Origin of the sequence: Sunxiuqinia rutila, assembly GCF_050589705.1 — a bacterium.
Lineage (GTDB): Bacteria > Bacteroidota > Bacteroidia > Bacteroidales > Prolixibacteraceae > Sunxiuqinia > Sunxiuqinia rutila.
This window is the reverse complement of the sequence record NZ_JBNGOT010000021.1, coordinates 15,470-37,740: the sequence shown is the minus strand read 5'-3', so window position 1 is coordinate 37,740 and position 22,271 is coordinate 15,470. Positions and strand designations below refer to the sequence as shown.

General features: G+C 46.1%; 22 protein-coding genes. 10 read left to right on the top strand and 12 right to left on the bottom strand.

Annotation, left to right across the window (positions count from 1 at the left end; all coding sequences use genetic code 11):
- Positions 1 to 69: 69 nt before the first annotated feature.
- The 3 genes from ACRD6K_RS18890 to ACRD6K_RS18880 all read right to left on the bottom strand — a co-directional run bounded on the left by ACRD6K_RS18890 (position 70) and on the right by ACRD6K_RS18880 (position 3,995).
- Positions 70 to 990 (bottom strand): coiled-coil domain-containing protein, encoded by a 921-nt coding sequence (locus tag ACRD6K_RS18890; protein ID WP_299584040.1) that lies wholly within the window; start codon positions 988 to 990, stop codon positions 70 to 72.
- Positions 991 to 1,081: 91 nt separating this feature from the next.
- Positions 1,082 to 3,433, bottom strand: coding sequence for a TonB-dependent receptor (locus ACRD6K_RS18885; RefSeq protein WP_430974511.1), 2,352 nt, complete (start codon positions 3,431 to 3,433; stop codon positions 1,082 to 1,084).
- A 205-nt stretch (positions 3,434 to 3,638) separates the two neighbouring features.
- Positions 3,639 to 3,995, bottom strand: a complete 357-nt coding sequence (locus tag ACRD6K_RS18880) for a hypothetical protein (RefSeq protein ID WP_299584046.1) — start codon at positions 3,993 to 3,995, stop codon at positions 3,639 to 3,641.
- A gap of 80 nt (positions 3,996 to 4,075) precedes the next feature.
- Between ACRD6K_RS18880 and ACRD6K_RS18875 the strand changes: the two genes are divergently transcribed.
- Positions 4,076 to 4,471 carry a DUF3859 domain-containing protein gene (locus ACRD6K_RS18875; protein ID WP_430974510.1) on the top strand — a complete coding sequence of 132 codons (396 nt, stop codon included), beginning with the start codon at positions 4,076 to 4,078 and terminating at the stop codon, positions 4,469 to 4,471.
- Here the strand turns inward: ACRD6K_RS18875 and ACRD6K_RS18870 are convergent.
- The 6 genes from ACRD6K_RS18870 to ACRD6K_RS18845 form a co-directional block, all read right to left on the bottom strand.
- Positions 4,468 to 4,761: a hypothetical protein gene (locus tag ACRD6K_RS18870; RefSeq protein WP_299584054.1), complete on the bottom strand. Its 294-nt coding sequence runs from the start codon at positions 4,759 to 4,761 to the stop codon at positions 4,468 to 4,470. The two genes, ACRD6K_RS18875 and ACRD6K_RS18870, sit on opposite strands and share 4 nt — an antisense overlap.
- Before the next feature lie 2 nt (positions 4,762 to 4,763).
- Positions 4,764 to 5,612, bottom strand: a complete 849-nt coding sequence (locus ACRD6K_RS18865; protein WP_430974509.1) for a DUF3108 domain-containing protein — start codon at positions 5,610 to 5,612, stop codon at positions 4,764 to 4,766.
- Positions 5,557 to 7,437, bottom strand: coding sequence for an Ig-like domain-containing protein (locus ACRD6K_RS18860; protein ID WP_430974508.1), 1,881 nt, complete (start codon positions 7,435 to 7,437; stop codon positions 5,557 to 5,559). The genes ACRD6K_RS18865 and ACRD6K_RS18860 overlap by 56 nt, the downstream gene beginning before the upstream one ends.
- A gap of 81 nt (positions 7,438 to 7,518) precedes the next feature.
- Positions 7,519 to 9,357 (bottom strand): glutamine--fructose-6-phosphate transaminase (isomerizing), encoded by a 1,839-nt coding sequence (glmS, locus tag ACRD6K_RS18855; RefSeq protein WP_430974507.1) that lies wholly within the window; start codon positions 9,355 to 9,357, stop codon positions 7,519 to 7,521.
- A gap of 39 nt (positions 9,358 to 9,396) precedes the next feature.
- Positions 9,397 to 10,764 (bottom strand): DUF4270 domain-containing protein, encoded by a 1,368-nt coding sequence (locus ACRD6K_RS18850; protein WP_430974506.1) that lies wholly within the window; start codon positions 10,762 to 10,764, stop codon positions 9,397 to 9,399.
- 30 nt (positions 10,765 to 10,794) lie between these two features.
- A complete protein-coding gene (locus ACRD6K_RS18845; RefSeq protein WP_299584068.1) occupies positions 10,795 to 11,598 on the bottom strand; it encodes a glycogen/starch synthase in 804 nt (267 codons plus the stop codon).
- Between the two features lie 154 nt (positions 11,599 to 11,752).
- Between ACRD6K_RS18845 and panC the strand changes: the two genes are divergently transcribed.
- The 8 genes from panC to ACRD6K_RS18805 all read left to right on the top strand — a co-directional run bounded on the left by panC (position 11,753) and on the right by ACRD6K_RS18805 (position 17,494).
- A complete protein-coding gene (gene panC / locus ACRD6K_RS18840) occupies positions 11,753 to 12,595 on the top strand; it encodes a pantoate--beta-alanine ligase (RefSeq protein ID WP_430974505.1) in 843 nt (280 codons plus the stop codon).
- Between the two features lie 11 nt (positions 12,596 to 12,606).
- Positions 12,607 to 12,957 (top strand): aspartate 1-decarboxylase, encoded by a 351-nt coding sequence (gene panD, locus ACRD6K_RS18835; RefSeq protein ID WP_430974504.1) that lies wholly within the window; start codon positions 12,607 to 12,609, stop codon positions 12,955 to 12,957.
- Between the two features lie 84 nt (positions 12,958 to 13,041).
- Positions 13,042 to 13,530 carry a D-glycero-beta-D-manno-heptose 1-phosphate adenylyltransferase gene (gene rfaE2, locus ACRD6K_RS18830; protein WP_430974503.1) on the top strand — a complete coding sequence of 163 codons (489 nt, stop codon included), beginning with the start codon at positions 13,042 to 13,044 and terminating at the stop codon, positions 13,528 to 13,530.
- Between the two features lie 2 nt (positions 13,531 to 13,532).
- On the top strand, positions 13,533 to 14,897 hold the full coding sequence (gene radA / locus ACRD6K_RS18825) for a DNA repair protein RadA (protein ID WP_299584083.1): 1,365 nt from the start codon (positions 13,533 to 13,535) through the stop codon (positions 14,895 to 14,897).
- A gap of 126 nt (positions 14,898 to 15,023) precedes the next feature.
- Positions 15,024 to 15,410: a DUF4296 domain-containing protein gene (locus tag ACRD6K_RS18820; RefSeq protein WP_430974502.1), complete on the top strand. Its 387-nt coding sequence runs from the start codon at positions 15,024 to 15,026 to the stop codon at positions 15,408 to 15,410.
- Positions 15,407 to 15,901, top strand: coding sequence for a hypothetical protein (locus ACRD6K_RS18815; protein WP_430974501.1), 495 nt, complete (start codon positions 15,407 to 15,409; stop codon positions 15,899 to 15,901). Before ACRD6K_RS18820 ends, ACRD6K_RS18815 begins: the two co-directional genes overlap by 4 nt.
- Before the next feature lie 75 nt (positions 15,902 to 15,976).
- Positions 15,977 to 16,756, top strand: a complete 780-nt coding sequence (locus tag ACRD6K_RS18810; protein ID WP_430974500.1) for a radical SAM protein — start codon at positions 15,977 to 15,979, stop codon at positions 16,754 to 16,756.
- 135 nt (positions 16,757 to 16,891) lie between these two features.
- Positions 16,892 to 17,494, top strand: coding sequence for a magnetosome magnetite crystal formation protein family (locus ACRD6K_RS18805; protein WP_430974499.1), 603 nt, complete (start codon positions 16,892 to 16,894; stop codon positions 17,492 to 17,494).
- A gap of 179 nt (positions 17,495 to 17,673) precedes the next feature.
- Here ACRD6K_RS18805 and ACRD6K_RS18800 read toward each other — a convergent pair whose 3' ends face one another.
- The 3 genes from ACRD6K_RS18800 to amrS form a co-directional block, all read right to left on the bottom strand.
- Positions 17,674 to 18,123, bottom strand: a complete 450-nt coding sequence (locus ACRD6K_RS18800; RefSeq protein WP_430974498.1) for a DUF2147 domain-containing protein — start codon at positions 18,121 to 18,123, stop codon at positions 17,674 to 17,676.
- 104 nt (positions 18,124 to 18,227) lie between these two features.
- Positions 18,228 to 19,070 (bottom strand): AmmeMemoRadiSam system protein B, encoded by an 843-nt coding sequence (amrB, locus tag ACRD6K_RS18795; RefSeq protein WP_299584101.1) that lies wholly within the window; start codon positions 19,068 to 19,070, stop codon positions 18,228 to 18,230.
- Entirely contained in the window at positions 19,051 to 20,079 is a 1,029-nt protein-coding gene (gene amrS / locus ACRD6K_RS18790) for an AmmeMemoRadiSam system radical SAM enzyme (protein ID WP_430974497.1), read from the bottom strand. The genes amrB and amrS overlap by 20 nt, the downstream gene beginning before the upstream one ends.
- 195 nt (positions 20,080 to 20,274) lie before the next feature.
- Here amrS and pepF point away from each other — a divergent pair, with 195 nt between their 5' ends.
- Positions 20,275 to 22,173, top strand: a complete 1,899-nt coding sequence (pepF, locus tag ACRD6K_RS18785; protein ID WP_430974496.1) for an oligoendopeptidase F — start codon at positions 20,275 to 20,277, stop codon at positions 22,171 to 22,173.
- Positions 22,174 to 22,271: the final 98 nt, after the last annotated feature.

Genomic DNA, 22,271 nt, shown 5'->3' with positions numbered 1-22,271 from the left:
AAAGCCGGTTGAAAAGTAATTGCTTTTCAACCGGCTTTTGTATCCATTAGTCCTTAAAGGCGTTTTATCTTACTTTTTAAAGGAGAACGTTGTGGTTCCGATGTTGTTTCCATCAGCAAAAATATCCACCGTATATTCGCCGGCAATAAGGGGTTGCTCACCATTGTTATCCCAGAAAATATTCACTGGCAGATCATTTCCTTCATAAGTCACCTCGCGCATGGCTGAGTAAGGAATGCGCAGGTCTTCGAACCGGAAAAGGTCGTTTTTCGATTTCAGCAGCAAGATTTGGTCTGGTCGCTGAATACGGACATAAATATTTTTGGCTCCGCGCTTGGCAGTAATGTTCTTTCCGAGGGTAAAATTCACCTGAATCTTTTCCGCTTTTCGACTGTTGTTCACATCATTACCACGCGAGTTAATTCCAAAAGCCGTCAAGCCTTTGGCCTCCAGGGCAGCGGCTTTCTCCACGCGCTGCGACAGGCGTTCTTTTTCCTTTTCCAAGCGTTGCTTTTGGCTTTCAATTTGGGCAAACTCTTGTTTCACCTGGGCGTTTTCCACCATCAGCTCTTGGTTTCTTTTATTCAGCGAATCGACCTGAGTAATGTAATTCCGCATAATTTTACGCAGCGATCCCACCTGGTTCCGGTACATTTCAATCTGTTCGTAGCTGGCTTTCTTCACCTGCCCAATCTCCAGCATCAGGTCTTTCACCCGGGTTTGTGCCACAAAAAGCTGCGAGTTTACGGTGTCGTTATCTGTTTTCAAGCTGTCGTAACTCTGAACCATTTCCGTTAATTCCATTTGAATGGAATCCTTCTCGGCATTCAGCGCCTTGAGAATTTCCTTGTGCTCGCCACGCTGCAAAAAAAACAACACCACAACACCAACTAAAATAACGGCCAGAAAAATTACAATCAGGTTATTGCGTCTGTCCTTGTCTGTACTTCCTAGAGAAAACTTGTTCTTCTTCATTTGCGAATCGCCCATATTTGCAGAATTTTAGCTCCATAAACAACGCCCACAAAATTAATATTATTTTGTGGGCGGTCAAATAAAGAGGTGTTATGTAGCGAATGTACTAAAAGATATTTCCAAGCTTCACGCCAAAGTAAAACGTACGAGGCGAAAGTGGCCCGTAAATGTAGCCCGGATCGCGGTCAATGCCGTGGTCAAAATCATCCTGATAAGCATCAAGCAAGTTCTTAGCACCAGCATACACTTGCAGCTGCAAACTTCCCGGAAGCTCAATGTTTTGACTTACCTTCAGCCCCAAATCAAAGAAAGAACCGACTTCATTAAGCTGACCTGCCTCCGGGTTGATCAAGGTATTTCCGAAATAAGGAACCAGCATCTTTCCGGTGTAATTTCCAGTAACCGAAGCCTTGAATGTAGCCGTTGGCGAGTAGGTCATGGCCAGGTAGCCATAACTGTCTGGCGTGCGGAAGAAACGACGCTCGTTGAATTCCTGTGGTGTATCGTATTCGCTTTTCTGAAAAGTCAGTCCTGACTGAAACATCCAACGGGCGCCTGGTGAGGCATTCAACTCCAGATTAACCCCCTGAACCTTTGCGCCATCTTCAGCATTGATTCGGGTGTACACCACTTCACCTTGCTCGTTTGGTGTTCCGTATTCATTCGTGAATGGGTTTTCCAGAACGGTGTAGAATCCTTCAGCCAGCAGCTGGGTTTGCCAACGGCCAAAATCTTGTGAAATATCAATCGAAAAAGTTGCACTGTGCGAGTTTTCCTGTTTCAGGTTAGGATCATTTTCATGAATCACCTTGCGAGCTCCGGAAGTTTCAATGTGCAGGTCCTCATCAAAAATCTGAGGAGCCCGGTAGCCTTTAGCAAAGCTGGAGCGCAACTGGACTTGCTCTGACAAGTTGAACAGCAGGCTGGCACGCGGACTAAAAACATCGCCGGAAATATCACCACTCGATGTTGCTTTGTCTGAAATCGCGTAGTGTTCAACGCGGAAACCCAATGAAAAACGCCACCTATCATTGACCCATTCGTTTTGAGCAAAAAAACCAAGTGTACTAACTTCCTGATCTGCTATGGTGGTTGTACCAACATGTTCCATGGTTTCTACATCCAGATAGCCCAGTTTTTTGTCCGTTAAGGCATCACTGGTCAACTCCAATCCCATGACTAATTCGGAAGGGGCAAACAATAGTTTTTCGATATCGCGATGGTATTGCGATCCCAGCGAGTAAGCAAAATCATCGGTGTTTCCATAGGCTGACAAGTCTTGTTCGGCTCCATAGTACGACCCGCGCTCCACCCACTGAGCTGCAGCAAAGAAACTGAGTTTATCGTGGTCGCGCATGAAATGATCGAAGGTCAGGTTGGCCGAATTGATTTGGTGGTCCACAGCCTCTGAAATATCTGCTTCGTGGTTAGGCAAGCTAAAATCATTGCCGCCCCGTCGCGACTCCTCAATAAAGAAGTAATCAAGGTTAATCTTCGAGCGCATCCCTACTCGTTGAAAAAAGCTGGCTCCAAAGGTGCTGTTAGTTATTTTCGCCATCTCTGAGAAACCATCGCCGTTGGCATCGTAAGGATCGCGCTCCCGTTTAAAACCGTAAAAACTCATTCCGGAACGGTAATCTTCGCTTACAATGGAACCATTCATGCTGAGGTTAAAATCAGCAATGGCATCAGCACCAATCAATCCCAATGAGCTGTTAATGCTGTATGTGTCCTGAACCGGCTCTTTGGTAATCAGGTTGATGGTTCCGGCAATGGCATTGCTGCCGAACAAGGCCGATCCGCCCCCACGCACCACTTCTACGCGGTCGATCATGTTGGCCGGAATTAGCTCCAAGCCATACACCCCTGCCAAACCACTAAATACCGGCCGGCTATTAATCAAAATTTGCGAATAAGGCCCTTCCAGCCCATTCATCCGAACCTGGGTAAAACCGCAGTTCTGACAGTTGTTTTCCATGCGCAAACCCGGTGTAAAGCTCAAGCCTTCGCTCAGCGTTACACTTTGAGTGGTCTCCATCAGCTTGGGGCTAATGGTACTCACTATAGTCGAGGCATCCCGGCGTGATTTCTCACTGCGATCAGCCGTTACTACCACCTGCTCCAGCCCAATTTGGTCCGGCTCCAGTTCAGCCAGCAAGGTAAGTGCATTTCCTACTTTAAATTCGAATTCATACGATTTGGATTGATAGCCAACAGCGGATACGACAACCTCCTGCGGCCCTTCCGGAATGCCCACCAATTTATAATGCCCGGTTACATCGGCAGCGGTTCCTACTGTTGTTCCTTTCACCATAATGGTTGCAAACGGGATGTGTTCATCGCCGGAGCGTACATCACCAAAAAGCATGGTATCATTGGGTTTTACCGTTGGAACTTCCTTACCCTGAGTCAGGGCGCAAAAAAGTGACATTAAAGCCACAATAAATATTTTTCTCATAACGAGTGCTGTGGTTTTTTTTATTGGCTTCTGTTGAAAACCAATGCGTGATCAAGTAATTTTTGGGTTGAATTCATTCGTGAAATGACAACGAATGAATTGTTTTTTTGACAAAGCTAGGTGCCTGTTGAAGGATGTACAATCCCCAAATATTGGGATTTAAATCCCAAAATATAACATAATGCCCAAGTTTGTCCCACTAAAATCAGACCACGGGAGGACCACGAAGATCGTTCAGATTGAATTGCTCGTACGAGTAGAAAAAGGCAAGCGGCTGCTCATCGGTATCAACAGCCACCGTTGTCAAACGAACCGGTTCAAAGGGTGTTGATGTATCCAGATAATCTAAAAAGAAAGCCTGATAGTAACAGATTTCCGAATCGCTGTGCGAATGGTGCTTATCGCCTTCTGAATCATGCTTTAAAGGGTGAGCATGTTTCACCACCATGCCATTCGAAAGCACATGCACGTGCATGTTCTGCATCGAGTTAGCCAGCAGGGCCAGATAGACTGGCAGAACCAGAAGAATAAATACTTTTATATATTTGTACAAGCGTCTCATGGAGGAGTTGCAAAGATAATTACTCCGCGCTTATTTGGAATAACTCTTAATAAAAGAATCGAAAAAAATTTAACATACCCTTGGCAAAGAAAAAGATCGATATTGTGCTTTATAGTTATGGTGAATACAGTCCCTGGGACCGATCGAGCCGGGACTTACCCAAAATCAGGGAAATCACCGAAATCATTGAAGCAGAAATCGGAACCGAATTTGGCTACATCTTGAAAATACGGAAAGGAAAAGGGAAAAAACTGGAGTTTCGGATCATTCATCCGCCGTTTAAGGATGAACATGGAGCCATTGCACCAGACTTTACCGGGGAGTACTATATAAACAGCAATGACTATTCCTTCTTTCTGGGTGATTGCATCTGGGAACCCCTTGAAGACAAACTGGGCCCGTGGCGCTTAATCACCTACCTCGATGGGCAGGTGATTGCAGATAAAACATTACAATTGGTTGCCAAAAAACCTTAGGCTTCCTTCTCGATCAACTCTGCGAGTTGGGCATAAGCAGCATCGCAGGCTACCAACAGGTCTTCACCAATTTTACGATAGTGTGCTTTAATTAATTTCGGATTGTCTTTCCCGTCCGGATGATTTACCCGTTGACGCAACTCCTGATGCTTGGCCATCACTTCACCGGCTATTTTGTAAGCAGCATCCTTATCTGCATTTTCAAAATAACTGCTATACTGAAAACAATCAACAACTACCAAGGATACTAAATAATCAATGTCCTTTTTAAGATCGCGGATACTTGCCATAATTAGTCTATTTCTGATGTTAATGGATATTTAATCTGTTCCAGGCCGGTCAAAATTGCGCTAACCGATCCAACCAAAATTTCCGTTTCTACCTTCACCGGAATATGATTTCGGTCGGCCGTGAACCAGACGTTCATGTGTTCGCCATCCGGGAAAAAATCGCCCCCTAACAGGGCAATGGATACATGATGACAACGAAACTTCCGGCCTTCGCGTGTTTTCACAACCTCCTGTCCCAGGTAACGAAAGTACAAATCTTCTGTCTTGTTATCAACCAACATCCGAAAATTAACTTTATCCCCCTTTTTAAGGGCATCAAAGTCGTAATTCCGAAACTGATAGACTGTTGTCAGCATATCGGCCGTAGCGGGCTTCCAGCTTAGCGTATCGTGAAAAAGCGCTTCCTTTTCGCGTTTTATTCGCGAATAAATCTTTTTGCTCGCTGCATCGAAGGCGTATTCGTGTAAGGTGGAGCTTTTGCCATGGTTCACTTTCCGGTTAAAATAGTCGGCTTGTAAGCCCTGCACGCCGACATAACTCATGAAAGTATCACGAACCGTATAGAAGAGATCATAAGCCTTGTAGGTGCGGCCTTCAGCCAGAAACTGCCACTGCGCCTCTCCCTTTCGGCGGAGCGTGTCAGCCTCAAAGGTTACTTCGCCGGCATTCACCCATAGAATGCCCCAGTTGTAATAGGCGCCGTAAGTAATCTTCTCTCCCGACTGGAAGACATAGTCGGCCTTTTGCGCACCGACAGAGCTGGGAAGCAAAAGAACAAAGGCAAGGAAAATCAGGCTAGAAAGGCCGGTTGCCCGACCGCTGCGATTGTTTTCTCTTTGAATTTTTGCCATCCTCTTTTTTCTTGTCTTCATCAATCAGTTCCTTATCAAATTGAATTAAGGGGAGTACCCACACTTCCCGAACTTCAAAATTGGAGCGCAGTTTCAAAATTTTAGAATAGTACATGACCTGCTCAGGCTGAATTCCTTCATCCAGTTTCCCGGTATCCCATTTCCCGTTGTTGTTACGATCAGCAATAAGCCTGATTTTATACTTATCGGGTTTTAGATAAGCAAATTCAATTTCACTGTCCTCGGCAATGCGAATTTCCCGCAAGACTTTTTCGTCCTCGGTATTCTCAAGCAATTGCACGATTCCAGGGCCATTCAAGCCGCCAACCATCAAAATAATCTTGGCATAGAAACTCTCTTCCTGAATGCCTATCTTTTGGTTAAGCTTACTGCTGGGGTGCCCCGCAAAGTTGTAGGCAGCAGCCGAATCAACTTGCAAGCGATACTGGCCTTCAAACTCCCACGGGTAATGAATGTGAAATTTACGCGCCGACAAAGAATCCTGCCAAATCTCGAACTCCCGTTCTTCCTCCAAGGTATCTACTTGTTGGTACAGATGAATCATTGACCAATCAAAGAATTCCAAGGGCTCAGGAGCTTCGAGCAAAATGTTGTTATACACATCAAAGCCTTTGCTTTTGCCATTGGCTTTGAATGTAATATGTGGAATGGGCTCGGGCTTATCTTCCTCCTCCTTTTTCCGTCGCTTTCGGGAAGTGCTCTCTGGTTTGGCATAGTTCAAATCCAGCGTATCATGTTTTAGCACCAGCTGATTCAAGCTATCCGCCACCAAATACTCCAAATGAAACATCAGGCTGTCGGTGTTGCTCAACACGGTGTCGGTCAACCAAAACATCAGCGAATCGCGGGTGGGATTAAACTCCATGTAGTTCCAGTCATCCCGGGAAGGAGTCGAATTAAGCAATTCTACATGAAATGAATCGCTCAGGCTTTCAGCAAAGTAAAAGTGAATCAAGTTGTTGCGTTCCCGTTTGGCATCTTCCAGGTACTGGTCAAAGTATTCTTCTTCAAACAGCATTAAAAAGAACGGTGTTTCAAGGGCACTGCGACGTTTGTCCTTTATACTAAGCGTATCAGTCGTATCCGCTACGGCAGTATACTCCGGCAAGTTCATTTCCTGCGGAATCACCAGGGAATCGAGAAAGCCGATCTGCTCCAACTGCTGGTTGTAGTTTAAGCTGTTGTCAGCATCGGTCAGCGCGTACAGCCGGTACGAGCCCGGAGCAATATTACTGACCACAAAGAAGCCCTCTTCATCCGTTTTGGCAATATAATCAGGAATGCTATCGGTAAAAGCCGACAGCTCTTTCAACGCGTGAAGCATGACCAAAGCGCCTTCAACCGGCTCCAGGTTATCGGCTCTTTTCACATAACCGCCAATCATCAGGCTGTCAAAATCAGGGCCGGTACTAAAAGAAAACCGGAAATCTTCCAGCGGATTTTTCTCATTATTGTCCACAATGGCATCCTTGAAATCAAGCGAATACGTTGTATTTCCCTGGAGTTCTTCCCCCAAATCGATAATCAGGGTTTTGGACTTGGTCCGAATCATGGGCCGCTTTTTCAGTGGAGGCGAAACCACCAAGGCTTCACGCACCTCATCGCTAAGCACAAATTCATCAAAGGTCAGACTAATTTCCTCCCCCTTAAAATTTCGACCGTTAAATTCGGGAACGGTTTTAATCACCGCGGGAGGAATGGAGTCTTTAGGACCGCCTGTGGGCATTCCAGGATTGGCACAAGAGGTTGTAAAAACCAAATACCCAACATAGGCAAACAGAAGTATCGGGAAAAATTTTTTCATGTTTTTAAAGTCTGCATAAACATACAAAATCCATCAGAAATTGCCGGTGGTCTTGCTTTTTTGTTTGGTTGAAAGGACGATTTATTCCACAGTAACTGATTTGGCCAGGTTTCGGGGTTGGTCAACATCACAGCCCCGCATCACCGCAATATAATAAGAAAACAGTTGCAGGGGAATTACCGTAAGCAAAGCAGCCACCGCCGGGTGCGACTCAGGAACTTCGAACAGGTCATCGGCCATTTTACGCAAGCCGTTATCGCCTTCGGTAACTACCGCAATGATATTTCCTTTACGGGCTTTCACCTCCTGAATGTTGCTAACCACTTTCTCATAGTAGCTGTCTTTGGCTGACACCACCACTACCGGCAGGTTGTCATCCACTAACGCAATGGGTCCGTGTTTCATTTCACCGGCAGCATAGCCTTCCGCATGAATGTAGGAGATCTCCTTCAGCTTTAAGGCACCTTCCAAGGCAACAGGAAACAGGTATCCACGCCCCAGGTAAAGTGCATTCACGGCACCTTTATACTTTTCAGCTACTTGTTTGATGTAAGGGTGACCGACTAATATTGTTTCCAGTTTCTCCGGGATAGCCAGCATTTCGGCAATCAACATTTCATAGAATTCCTGGTCAATCTCCCCTCGTTCCTTCGCCAGTTTAAAAGCCAGCAAAGTCAGCACCGTAACCTGAGCCGTAAAAGCTTTGGTTGAAGCCACGCCAATCTCAGTACCGGCATGAGTATAAACACCGGCTGCTGTTTCGCGGGCAATACTGGAGCCAACGACATTGCAAATTCCAAGAATCAGAGCGCCTTGAGCTTTAGCCATTTTCAGGGCAGCCAAGGTATCAGCCGTCTCCCCGCTTTGACTGATGGCAAGCACCACATCGCCTTCATAAATAATGGGTTTCCGGTACCTGAATTCCGAAGCATACTCCACTTCAACCGGCACGCGGGCATACTCTTCAATCAGGTATTCGGCCACCAGAGCTGCATGCCAGGAGGTTCCGCAGCCAAGAATTATAATTCGTTTGGCGGCCACAATCTGTGGAAAAACATCCATCAGTCCGCCTAAGACAATGTCATTCTGATTTGGCCTAATCCGGCCACGGTAAGTATCTGAAATCGTTTTGGGTTGCTCGAAAATTTCTTTCAGCATGAAGTGCTCAAAATCCCCTTTATCCAAATCGCCAATACTCAGATCGACCTTGGTAACTTTGAAGTTGGCCGGATTATTCTGCACCGTTTTCAGCGTCAGGCTGTTCCGTTCCACAATAGCCACATCACCATCATTCAGGTAAATCACACTATCGGTGTACTCCACAATCGGGCTGGCATCAGAAGCCAGAAAATATTCACCCTGCCCAATGCCAATCACCAACGGACTCCCCATTCGTGCCGCAATAATCCGGTCTTTTTCGGCTTTGCAAATCACCACTATACCGTATGCACCAACCACTTTTGAAAGAGCCAGGCGAACAGCTGTTTCGGTGTCTTCCACCTCTTCCAGCTGATAAAAATACTCAATCAGGTTGGCCAAAACTTCGGAGTCTGTTTCCGAATGGAATTCAAAGCCTTTGGCCATCAAATCCTTTTTCAGGCGGGCATAGTTCTCAATGATTCCGTTGTGCACCAGCGCAAAATTACCGAGCATGGACTGATGCGGGTGAGCGTTCACATCGTTGGGCTCGCCATGGGTTGCCCAGCGGGTATGTCCAATCCCGACATGCCCTTCTATGTTTTTGTCCGCTACAAAAGCTTCCAGTTCGCTTACTTTCCCTTTGCGCTTGTAAACGTTTAAGGAACTATTATAAATAGCAATACCGGCGGAATCATATCCCCGGTATTCTAATCGTTGCAATCCTTTGAGCAGGATTGGGTATACATTTTTATCGCCGATATAACCAACTATTCCACACATATTTTATCTGGTTTTAAAAGTGGAAACGATTGGCAGGCGCTAATTCAACTTGGTGTAAGTCACCTCCAAACGAATTCCAACATGGCTGGAACTCCCTTTCAAGACCACTCTTCGAGTCCGCTCATTGCGGAAGAGAGTAGAAAGGTAAAAACCATAATTCGTTACTTCTCCATCAATAATATCTTGTAAGTGATGGGTAATATTGAATGTATAGGTCGCATCCTCAGCATTAAACCGTCCGCCATACAAAGCAGAAGAAACCGCAAAATCGGAAGGCAGGTACAAGTAGCCATCTTCCCCTTCTGTTTTTTCTCCATCAATAGCCCGTAAAACTAAAGCCGATGGAACTTGATAGTTGTTATAGTCTGAAGCAACGGTATCAACCTGAAAAACAATAGAAGCCTTGTTTATGATGAAATCCGTTGAATCCTTCCAGGTATCCAGACTTGGAATGTCAACCTTTGATCTCAACCCTCCAAGAGTTTGAAGATAAATCAAGCTGTCCGGCGTTTCCGGGTGTTCTACCAGCTGGTCTGCAAATACGGTAGTAGAGTAATCATGTGTAAAGCTGCTAATCCGCGCCGAGTTGGTATTGATGCGATACGAAAAGCTTAAAGAATCAGTCTCCACTGTATCTATTACTTGCGTGTAGTGCAAGGTAAGGTTTGATCCACCTGCCAAGGTATAGAGGCTCAGCAAAGCACCACCTTCACTAACATCTTGCGACTCGATGTAAAGGCCTTTAAAAAAATCAAGGAACACATCGTTATTCACCATGTCCAGTGAGTCAGCCTTCACCAAACGTTCGGCCAAAGACTGATCAAGTTTAATGGCTAATTCCTGAACCAAGGTATCGGTTTCCGTAGAATCCATGCGGAAAACAGGATAAAAATCCAGCTCTCCAATGACATTGGCACTGGCCAAAGCTTTCAGATCAACATCCTGGTAATAAGGATAATCTCCGGAACCCGTAACATCGGTTGTATCCAGATAAACATCCTCCTCCAACTCATAAACCTTAAGTGACTGCAAGGTCGTCGTATCGCCATAAAAATCCTTGTAAAGCAGGTACAATACCAACGAATCAGCCTGGGTCGTTTCATCAAATCCGGGATAACCGGGCAAACGAAGCTGAACCGCTAAATTGGCTGTTGTTTTCCCAAACACAGGATCATTAAATGTTCCAAAGATATTGTAATTGGGCTCGTCGGTTCTCAAAAGCTCATCGTTTTCGGTATACGCCGCAATGGTTGTTGAATCCACAGCAAAATCTACTTCCTTCAAGTCAGAACCTGGTAACAACTCCAAACCGGTACTGTTCGGATCTTCCTTACAGCTCCACAAGGCTAAGCTTGCCAATGAGCAAACGAGTGCCAGTCTACTTAGTTTTTTTAGTTTCCTTTTCACGTAAACATTGTTTTTAGTGCATCAGTGCGCTTACATCACCTTGTCGTAAAATTCGTTGTAGGCATCCACGTAAGTGTCTTCCGACTGATAATTTAGAAATAGTTTTTCTGACTCCTGAATGTAAGCCGACAGGTTGGGATTAATCTGCTCACTGCCTTGAATAACGGCATCTGCATATTCAATTCCCAGTTTACTCATGTTCTCATAAGTCGGTTCATCCAACAGTTTCAGATCGTCCTCTGCAATACCATCCAACAGTACATTGGATTTCGTATTTGGACTTAACGGATTTTTGAAGGTTTCATTGTATACCGAATACACAACTTTGGAATTGGCAAAAAGCGGATCGTCATGATAAGCCTTTTTGATGTATAGAGGTACCAGAGAAGCTAACCAACCATGACAATGAATCAAATCCGGAGCCCAGCGAAGTTTGATTACTGTTTCGAGCACGCCACGGGCAAAAAACACCGCACGTTCATCATTGTCTTCAAATTCTTTTCCTTTTTTATCCCGCAGGATTTCTTTTCGGTGAAAATAATCCTCATTATCAATAAAATAGACCTGCATACGTGCAGCCTGAATAGAAGCCACCTTAATAATTAGCGGGTGATCGGCATCATTAATAACCAAGTTCATTCCCGACAAACGAATCACCTCATGCAATTGATTTCTGCGTTCGTTTACACTCCCGTAACGCGGCATGAAAGTCCTGATCTCTCGACCTTTCTCTTGAATTCCCTGAGGTAAAAACCTCGACTTAACCGACATTTCTGATTCTGGAAGGTAAGGTGTAATTTCCTGGGAGATAAATAATACTCTTTTCTTTTCCATTGAAAAATAGCTGAATTTGAATAGGCAAAATTAGTAAAAATATCGCGAATATTCAATTTAAGGCGGTTACGTGTATCTTAAAAAAACTTAAGAAGGCAGATCACCTTTTGTTTTGAATTAATTTATTTACTTTGCAGCTCAAATTTTGCCCTGTATGTTGGTTGTAAAGGAAATAAAAGAATTACAAGAACGAATTGCGCGAGAGAAACAGGAGGGAAGAACCATCGGTTTTGTACCAACCATGGGGGCCTTACACCAGGGGCACCTATCGCTGATTGAAAAGGCGGGACAACAAACTGACTTTGTTGTTACTAGCATCTTTGTAAACCCCACCCAATTCAATGATAAAAAAGATTTAACAAATTATCCAAGAACCTTGGATAAAGATCTTGAACTGTTGCAGGAAACAGCCTGTCAGCTGGTTTTTGCACCGGAAGTAAAAACCATTTATCCTCAGGAAGATAAACGGCAATTCAACTTCGGAAAACTGGAGCAGGTCTTGGAAGGTCAGTTTCGCCCCGGGCACTTCAACGGAGTAGCTCAGGTGGTCAGTAAACTGTTCGACATGACCAAACCAGACCAGGCTTTTTTCGGTCAAAAGGACTTTCAACAGCTGGTGATTATAAAAGCTCTGGTAAAACAACTAAATTTGCCGATAGAAATCGTGGCCTGTCCAACCATGCGCGAAGAAGATGGCCTGGCCATGAGCTCGCGCAATCAACGCCTGACGGATGAGCAGCGTCAAAACGCTCCGCACATCTACCAAACGTTGAAAGAGGCACGGAACAAAGCCCGCTCCATGAGCGTAAACGAAGTAAAGCAGTGGGTGATTGAGACGATTGATCAAAATGAATTCCTGCAAACGGAATATTTTGAAATTACTGATGATGAGAATCTTGACACAATTGAGAGCTGGGACAGTCCGCTAAACAAAGTAGGATCACTGGCTGTTCACTGTGGAGAGGTCAGGTTAATTGATAATATTGTATTTGAATAAATAATTACAACATGTTTATTGAAGTTTGTAAATCAAAAATACATAAGGTAAGTGTTACCGAAGCAAACCTGCAATACGTTGGAAGTATCACCATTGATGAAGATTTAATGGATGCGGCCAACCTGATTGAGAACGAAAAAGTTCAAGTGGTTAACATTAACAATGGCGAGCGGCTGGAAACTTACGTCATTAAAGGAGAGCGCAATTCGGGCGTTATTTGTCTGAACGGCCCCGCAGCACGTAAAGTTGCCGTAGGCGATGTAGTGATTATCATCTCTTACGCCATGATGGATTTTGAGGAAGCCAAACAACACAAACCAACCTTGGTATTCCCCGACATTGAAACAAACAAAATCGTTTAAAACGATTGAAACCCATAAATTAAACCTCAAGGCTTTTTTTAGCTTTGGGGTTTTCTTATTTTTACTGAATAACCTTCAGTTAAGATGATAAAAGACCTCTCCCGTAAAATCTTCCCTTCGTTTGAAGCCTTTTTTGACACGCTTAAAACCTGGAAAACAAGCAATCACAAACTTGTTTTCACCAACGGATGTTTTGACCTGTTGCACCGGGGACACCTCGACTCCTTGATTCAGGCAGCCAGGCTGGGAGACAAACTCATTGTCGGACTCAACTCCGACACCTCGGTTAAGCGCCTGAAAGGTGCCAATCGTCCGCTGATTGATGAGGAGTCGCGCGCACACATGCTCGCGGCGCTGGAGATGGTTGACGCCGTCATCCTGTTTGACGAAGACACCCCTTATCCCTTAATTAAGGCCATTCGCCCCGACATTCTGGCGAAGGGAAATGATTATGCCATCAGTGAGATTGCGGGAGCCGACCTGGTTCAAAGCTATGGCGGAACCGTGGCACTCCTTCCGCTAACCAAAGGATTTTCAAGCTCATCCTTGATTGAAAAAATAAAAAACAGCTAAACATGGCCAAAGTAAAAACCGTTTATACCTGCCAAAACTGTGGCAGTCAATCTCCCAAATGGGTGGGTCGTTGCAACAACTGTGGCCAATGGAACACCCTTGTGGAAGAAGCCGTAGTGAAGGAAACCAAAAGCCCGTTAAGTTCGCGAACAGCCAGTGGCGCCAAACCGCAAAAACTGAACGAAGTGAGTTCCGAGCAAGTACAGCGAATCGATTGCCACAACAAAGAACTCAACCGGGTGCTTGGCGGCGGCTTGGTTCCCGGTTCCCTGGTGCTGGTTGGCGGCGAACCTGGCATTGGCAAATCAACCCTGGTTTTGCAGGTTGCCCTTGACCTAAGCACCAAAAAGATTTTGTATGTCTCGGGCGAAGAAAGCATTCAGCAAATAAAAATACGCGCCAACCGGCTGAAACGCGAAAACGACAACTGCTACTTTTTAAGCGAAACATCGCTCGAAAATATCCTGACCCACTGCGAACACCTGGAGCCCGAAGTGCTCATCATCGACTCCATTCAAACGGTGTCCACGGCCCACATTGAATCGTCGCCGGGCTCGGTCAGTCAAATCCGGGAGTGTACCAACGGCATTCTCAAATTCTCCAAAGAACGGCAGATTCCCGCCATTTTAATCGGACACATCACCAAGGAAGGCAGCCTGGCCGGCCCCAAAGTGCTGGAGCACATGGTTGACACGGTTTTGCAGTTTGAAGGCGAAAACCAATACCTCTACCGGATTTTACGATCCATCAAAAACAGATTTGGCTCTACCTCCGAATTGGGGATTTTTGAAATGAACAACGAAGGGATGCGCGAGGTAAGCAACCCATCGGAGCTGCTGATTAACCGCGACCACGAAGGACTGAGCGGGACAGCCATTTCCGGAGCCATTGAAGGCAACCGCCCTTTGCTGATTGAAATTCAGTCGCTGGTAAGCACGGCCGCCTATGGCACCCCGCAGCGCTCCTCTACCGGTTTCGACCTGCGCCGCCTGAACATGCTGCTGGCCGTACTGGAAAAACGAGCCGGGTTCAAACTGGCCAGCAAAGATGTTTTCCTGAACATTGCCGGCGGAATAAAAGTGGACGATCCGGCCATTGATCTGGCTGTGATCTCGGCCATCCTCTCGTCCAACTTCGATTTGGCCGTCGACAAGAAACTTTGCTTTGCCGGCGAAGTGGGTCTGTCGGGTGAAATACGCGCTGTCAACCGGCTGGAGCAGCGTATCGCAGAAGCCGAGAAACTGGGCATGCAGAAAATTTTCGTGCCCAAAAGCGGAAAGGCCCTCAACCTGAAAAAATTCAACATCCTCATCGAGCAAGTCGACCGAGTGGATGACTTTTTCCGAAAGCTGTTCCGCAAAAACTAACCGAATGCCAACAAGCATTTCCGGTTCCAGCCCAGCTTCGTTTTAGTAAATTCAATCTTTTTTTGAAGTTAGCGGATCAAATAATGAGATGGAATCCTAACTTTGTCAACGAATTCACGATCAGTAATGAAAAAAATAAGCTTATACTTCCTCCTGATACTTTTGGCGGTAGCCTCCTTTTCCTGTAAAGAGAAAAAGGGCTTTCCCGAACCTGCAAACCTGATTAAGGAGAAGCAGATGGTCGATATGCTTTACGATATTCATCTTAATGAAGCCTACGCCAACCAAGCCCGCTACGATAAAAATAGGATTCAGGTGGAGTCGAAAGACTTGTACCTGTCGGTGCTGGAAAAATACGGCGTGCCCGACTCTGTTTTCGCACAATCAGTCGTCTTTTACTCAAGCAGACCCAAACTGTACGACCGCATCTACCAACAAGTGGTTGAACGCCTGAACATGCTTCAGGAAGAGAACAGCGCCCGGAAGGAAGTCAATATTCAACCCCAAGAATGAAGAAATACGCTGCTCACTACCTTTTCCCCGGCAACGAAAAACCCATTGCCCAAGGAATGGTTCAGGTCGATTCCAGTGGTCTGATTCTGGCTGTTGTTAAGCCGCATGGAAAACTGCAAGAAGAGGCAGGCATGGAATTTCACAACGGCATCCTCTGCCCAGCCTTTGTCAATGTTTACCACGAATTTGAGCCTGAACGCTTTTACCGCAAATTCCCCTTGCTGAAAAAATTCCAAGCGCTGCAGCCCGAACGCTTATCAACCGAAAAAGACGTCTTAAGCTGGCTGATTGCCATTCAGCAGGCCGATGAACAAATCAGTCTGCAACAGCTGATTGCCGTATTTACCATCGATGCCGCCAAAGCCATCGACCTGGAAAAAGAAATGGGTAGCCTCACTGCCGGGAAACGCCCCGGCCTGATGCTCCTTTCGGGCATGGACTACCAAAAACTGCGATTGACCGAAAAGAGTCATCTGAAGAGGCTGGTCTGACTCCAAAGTAGCCCAGCGCACAACTTGGCTCAGCCAAAACCAAAGAAATCCTTACTTTTGCTGAAAAATTACCGCATGGCAACCTTTCTGTTTGACGAGATTATTTTTGGACCGGTTAAAAGTCGCCGGTTGGGTGTTTCCCTTGGTGTAAACCTGCTTCCTACCGACAGCAAAGTCTGTTCGTTCGATTGCATTTACTGCGAGTGTGGCTGGAACCCGAAACAGCGGGAGAAAAAAGCGGAACTACCAAGCCGGGAAACCGTTTCCGACAAGCTACGCAGCAAGCTAAAGGCCATGCAAACGGCAGGTGAACTTCCCGATGTAATTACCTTTGCAGGCAATGGCGAACCCACCCTGCACCCGCAGTTTGCCGAAATTATTGACGACACCATCGCCCTGCGTGATGAGTTTGCCCCCGACTGCCGCATCGCAGTGCTTTCCAACTCAACTATGATTCAGCGGGAAAGCGTTTTTCAGGCGCTCTTAAAAATCGAAGACAACATTTTAAAGCTGGATTCGGCCATCGAAAAAACCGTGCAACTGCTGGACTGTCCGGTTGGACGTTTCGACCTGAAACAAACCATCGAGCAGCTGAAGCGATTCGGCAATCAGGCCATTATTCAAACCCTGTTTGTGCGCGGAGAACAAAAACAGCAAATGGTGGACAACACGACCGAAGAAGAACTCAACGCCTGGCTGGAAGCACTCCTGGCCATTCAACCGAAACAGGTCATGATTTACACCATTGCCCGTGACACACCGGCCGAGGGACTTCAAAAAGTTTCGGTGGAAGAGCTGAATACCATTGCCGACCGGGTAAAATCAGCCGGCTTTGATGTGCAGGTGTCGGGTTAAGTTCGACCGCTTCTCCCGCGGCTATTTCCCTTAAATAAAACAGCTTGCAGCAATGACGTAAAAATGACGTAAGCCAGACGCTATACACACTAAACCCTGCTCCTACTTTTGTTCGAAACATTAATTTGAAGAAAAATGAAAAACAACGATTTAGCCAGGCGCGTCAAGCTCCTTCGTTCACGGAAAGGTTTTTCACAAGAGTTATTAGCCGAGAATTCAGGCTTGAGTTTACGTACAATTCAACGTATGGAAAATGGCGAAACGGAGCCACGTGGCGACACCTTAAAACGTTTGGCTCACGCGCTGGATGTTTCGTCGGATGAAATCATGGACTGGACCATTGAGGAAGATCGCGGTTTTCTGACCAGCCTTAACTTATCAGCCTTAAGTTTTATTCTGTTCCCCCTTTTGGGTATACTCGTTCCTTTAATTCTTTGGATCTCGAAAAAGGATAAAATAAAAGACGTGGATCAGGTGGCCCGAAACCTGTTAAATTTTCAGATTAGCTGGAGCATGTTTCTCTTTTTGGGATTGATTGGCAACATTTTACTAACACAGTATCGGATCCATTCGAGTGGAGACATCAATATGGCCATCCTCATGACCGCCAACCTCCTCAACATTGGTTTGTTTGGATTAACCTACTTCTTCAACCTAACGCTGGTCATCATCAATACCATTCGTATCCAAAATGAGAAAGCAACATGGTACTTTCCAAAGATTCGCTTTCTGCGTTAATCCAAACCACTCTTTCCTGAAGAATAACAACGAAATTTTTCAAATCGAATAATCCGATCTCCTGGTTTGAAAAATAAACCACTTGAAGACAGTTGAATACAATCACTTTCAACTGTCTTTTTCGGCTGAAGATTTATATCAAGCTATATCTTTAACATCTTATTCGCTTTGCCCCCGAATCAGTTGAGCTTGGTGCGTGTCCATTCGGTTGATTTGCCCAGCCATCGGATTCCCACCACATAACCTTTCAGGTAAAGCGTGTTTGAATCATTTTTAAACCAGGCGTAGCAATCGTAGGTTTTGCCCGACTTGGGATCGTAAATTCGTCCGCCCTGCCATTCCTTGTCGCTGGTATCGTAGGTCAGGCTGTTTAATATCTGAAGTCCAACAATGGAGCGGTTGCGCAAAGCCGGATCCGGATTTTCATCATCTTTAGGAGGCTGGCCATTGTCATATTTCTCCGGAATCATATACACAATGGTTCCCGTGAACACGCCATTTTCTTCAACCACTTCTATTTTCGAAGTCTTTTCATCATTCCACCAAATTCCGGTGATATCGGAGGCTTTCTGTGCCGAAACAGTATTCAGCCCCAGCCCAAACAGCAAAAGAAACAGGATTTTTTTCATCGTATCAGGATTAGTCATCAAACATAGCGCTTGCCGTTCTGTTGAATTGCAGGCAGCCTAAAGGTAAAGAAATCAATGAATAATCCTTCACTCCAATGAAAACATCAGGCATCGTAACACAAAAAGGAGATGTAGTCCACCACCATTGCTGCCGGCTGTACTTCCCCGGAATTTCCTCTGCGCAGCAAGGCAATTCCAGGCCGCTGCGCCACCTGACGGGTATATTCAATCAAGGTCATAATGGGGCCATAGCCACAGGCCGACACCTGGTGTTTCTGCACCACATCAAATACGTTCTGACTATTCAAGCTTAAAATCTGATCGATTACCAGCTGATCCTTCTCATACCCCTTGCTTGGCGATTCGTGGTGCGAAAAATCAGAAGAAGCGATAAGCAGAATACGCTCACCGGTTTGCAGGGCAGCCTGCTTGATTTTGGAAGCCAGCGACACCGCGCTGGGGACGGTTTGCTTATTCATGGTAATCATGACCACCGCAAAAGGATGCTCGGCATACAACTGCAAGAAAGGCAATTGCACTTCACCCGAATGCTCGAGCGAATGCGCCCGGTTGTTGGGTTCAATATCCAGGGCCTCCATAAAAGCCTGGTCGGTATCCACCGTGCCCAAAGGCGTTTCCCATTGGGTGTAGCTGCTGGTGTTGTACCAACCCGATCCGTAGCCGGTGTGGTTGGGATTTACCACCACAATGGTATCGAAATGCTGCTGACTTTGCTTGAGAATATCGTAGAAATGAATGGCCTCGTAACCGGAGTAAGCATAGCCTGCATGCGGAACAATGCCGCCGAGCAGGGTTTTCTGAGCCAGAGCTTTGTTGATGCTTGCCTTTTCAGCCTGGTAAACATTCTGGATCAGTTGCTTTAAGGCCACCTCGTTGTCGGGGTAGAAACTTCCGGTAAAAATGGGGTTACGAATCGACGTGTTCATAGAGATGCTGTTTAATGACGTTGGTTTTACAGTGCTGACAATTTCCACTGGCATCAATCCCGCTCGGATGAACCTGGTAGGCATTGCGCTCAATCAGCTTGTTGTTGCAATGCGGGCAAAACGTATCGCCATGATCACCGACAAACAAATTGCCCAGGTAAACGTGATGAAGCACATTTTTAGCCAGATCATACATCCGGAACAAGGTTTTGGCTGGCGTTGGTTCCAGTCGCAAACGGTAGCCGGGGAAATACCTGGAAAGATGAAGAACCGTTGAGTTCCCAGTCTCATCGGCAATCCATTGACACAGTTGTTCAAACTCCTGCAAATCATCATTCAGTCCCGGAATAACCAGGGTCGTCAGTTCCAGATGACTGTCTGATCGTGCAATCTGTTTGATCGTACGTAACACCGGACTCAGCCTGCCCTGGCAATGCATCCGGTAAAAAAGCTTGTTAAAGGCCTTCAAATCAATATTGAAAGCATCCATCATTCCCATCAAGCTGCTCAAAGGTTCGGGGTTGATGTAACCATTGCTGATCATCGCGGTGTGCAAGCCTTCCTGCTTGGCATTAACTGCTGCACTCAGCATAAATTCATAATTCACCGTGGGCTCATTGTAGGTAAACGCCAGGCCAATGTTATGCGGCGTTCGTTTAGCCAGCTCTACCAGCTCTACGGGCGAAAACTCATGCAGGGGTTGGCGGTCTGTTACCCCGCCCTGGGTCAGGCTGTGATTCTGGCAAAACGGGCAGCGCAAATTGCATCCGGCCGTTCCGACCGACAAAATTTTATGCCCCGGAAAAAAGTGATACAAAGGCTTCTTTTCCACCGGATCCAGGTTCATCGCCTCCACCTTACCATACACTTTGGACAACAACACCCCGCCGTGGTTCATGCGAACCAGGCAATCGCCATAGGCACCGGGCTTAATCCGGCAGTTATGCGGGCACAAGTGACATTGCACCTGGTGGTTCTTCAATGCGGTATAGTAAAGCGCTTCGTGCATGTTTTTTTTGCTTTTAATACGGGGCAGACAGCCGTTTTCAAAGCCCTGTAATCTTCTATACGCAAACCTTCGATAAAAGGTATCTTAATCCAAAAATCAGAAAAGATGAAGAACATCTTTTTTTATACCAATTCCTTGTAATATATTTCCACCATAAATTACCTATACAGTCAGGAACTGTACAATTTAAAATACATGAAGCGAATTAATCTGAAAACAAACGCGATCCTGTTAACTATTATAGCGATGTTTGTGGCTATGAATAGTAACAGTCAGAATCAGAAAACCCGGGAAGATATCCCCGAAAAGTACCAATGGAATTTGACCGATTTATATGAATCGGATGAAGCCTGGCGGGAGGCCGTAGAGAATTTAACAGACAAACTCGATGAAGTTGAAAAGTTCAAAGGCACATTGACCCAATCCGCCGATCACCTGCTGAAAGCCATGGAATTCAACAGCCTGCTTTCCAAAGAAGCTTCCAAAATTTACCTGTACGCCGGCATGAACTCCGACCTGGACACCCGCAACATGAAATACAACGGCATGAAACAAGAGCTGCAATCTTTGTTTTCCAACTTTGGAGCCAAAGCCGCTTTTATTGAGCCGGAAATTCTGTCTGCCGACTGGGCAACCATCAAAGACTTTATTAAAGAAGAGCCAAAGCTGGCCGTCTACCGCATGCCGCTGGAAAACATGTTCCGCACCAAAGCCCACTCCCTGAGTGAAAAAGAAGAGCGTATCATGGCCCTTTCCGGTATGGTAGGCTCCGTACCTCAGGCGGTTTACGGAACTTTTTCCAATGCCGAGATGCCCAAACCCGAAGTTACGCTGACGGATGGCTCGAAACTTAAGGTTGGAAGCGCCGAATATGGCCGCTACCGGGCATCAGCCAACCGCGCCGACCGCGAAATTGTGTTCGAAGCCTACTGGAACAACTATGCGAAATTTCGGGCGACCTATGGCGAAATGCTTTACGGCAACGTGAAAGCCGACATTTTCCATGCCCGCGCCCGTCATTACAACTCGTCGCTTGAAGCTTCGCTTTACCCCAATAACATTCCGGTGGAAGTGTACCATTCGCTGGTGGACAACGTGAACGAAAACCTGCCTGCTTTTCACCGCTACCTCAACATTAAAAAGCGCATGATGGGGGTTGATACCTTGAAGTATCTCGACTTGTACGCTCCGGTGGTGAAAGATGTTGACCTGACCTACGACTACGACGAAGCAACAGCCCTTATTCTGGATGCGCTGAAACCGCTGGGAAAAGAGTATGTGAACACCGTTAAGCAAGCGGTTGATGAGCGCTGGATTGATGTGTACCCCACCGAAGGCAAACGCTCCGGAGCTTACTCCAACGGCGCCTTCTACGATGGTCACCCCTTCATTTTGCTCAACTACAACGATCTTTACGACGATGTAAGCACCCTGGCACACGAGCTGGGTCACACCATGCAAAGTTACCTTTCGAACAAAAGCCAGCCCTACCCAACGGCCGACTACGTAACTTTTGTGGCCGAAGTAGCTTCTACCTTCAACGAAGTATTGCTTTTTGAATACATGATGAATAAGGTGGAAGATGACGATGTACGCTTGTCGTTGCTGATGGAGTGGCTCGACCGTTTCAAAGGCACCTTGTTCCGTCAAACCCAGTTTGCCGAGTTCGAACTGAAGATTCACGAAGAAGCTGAAAAAGGCAAACCGCTGACCGGTGATGAGTTCTCCGAAATTTACACCGACATTGTTAATCGCTACTACGGACACGACAAAGGCGTTTGCTACGTGGATGACTACATCAACATGGAGTGGGCCTACATCCCTCACTTCTATTACAACTTTTACGTGTACCAATACAGCACCTCGTTTACAGCCTCCATTTCGCTGGCCGAAAAAGTGATGAGCGGCGACAAACAGGCCTTGAAAAACTACATCGATTTCCTCTCTGCCGGTGGATCCGACTACCCCATTCCGCTGCTGAAAAACGCAGGCGTGGATATGACCAGCTCTGAACCATTCGACAAAGCCATTGCCTCGATGAACAAGGTGATGGATGAAATTGAAAAGATACTGGACAAGAAGGAGAAAGAGTAACCATGTTACTGATTGTCCGTTTATAAACCAGCTTCCCGCAAGGGAAACTGGTTTTTTATTGACTCCTTTCCCTGGCTTACCCGGGAACTTTCATTCGA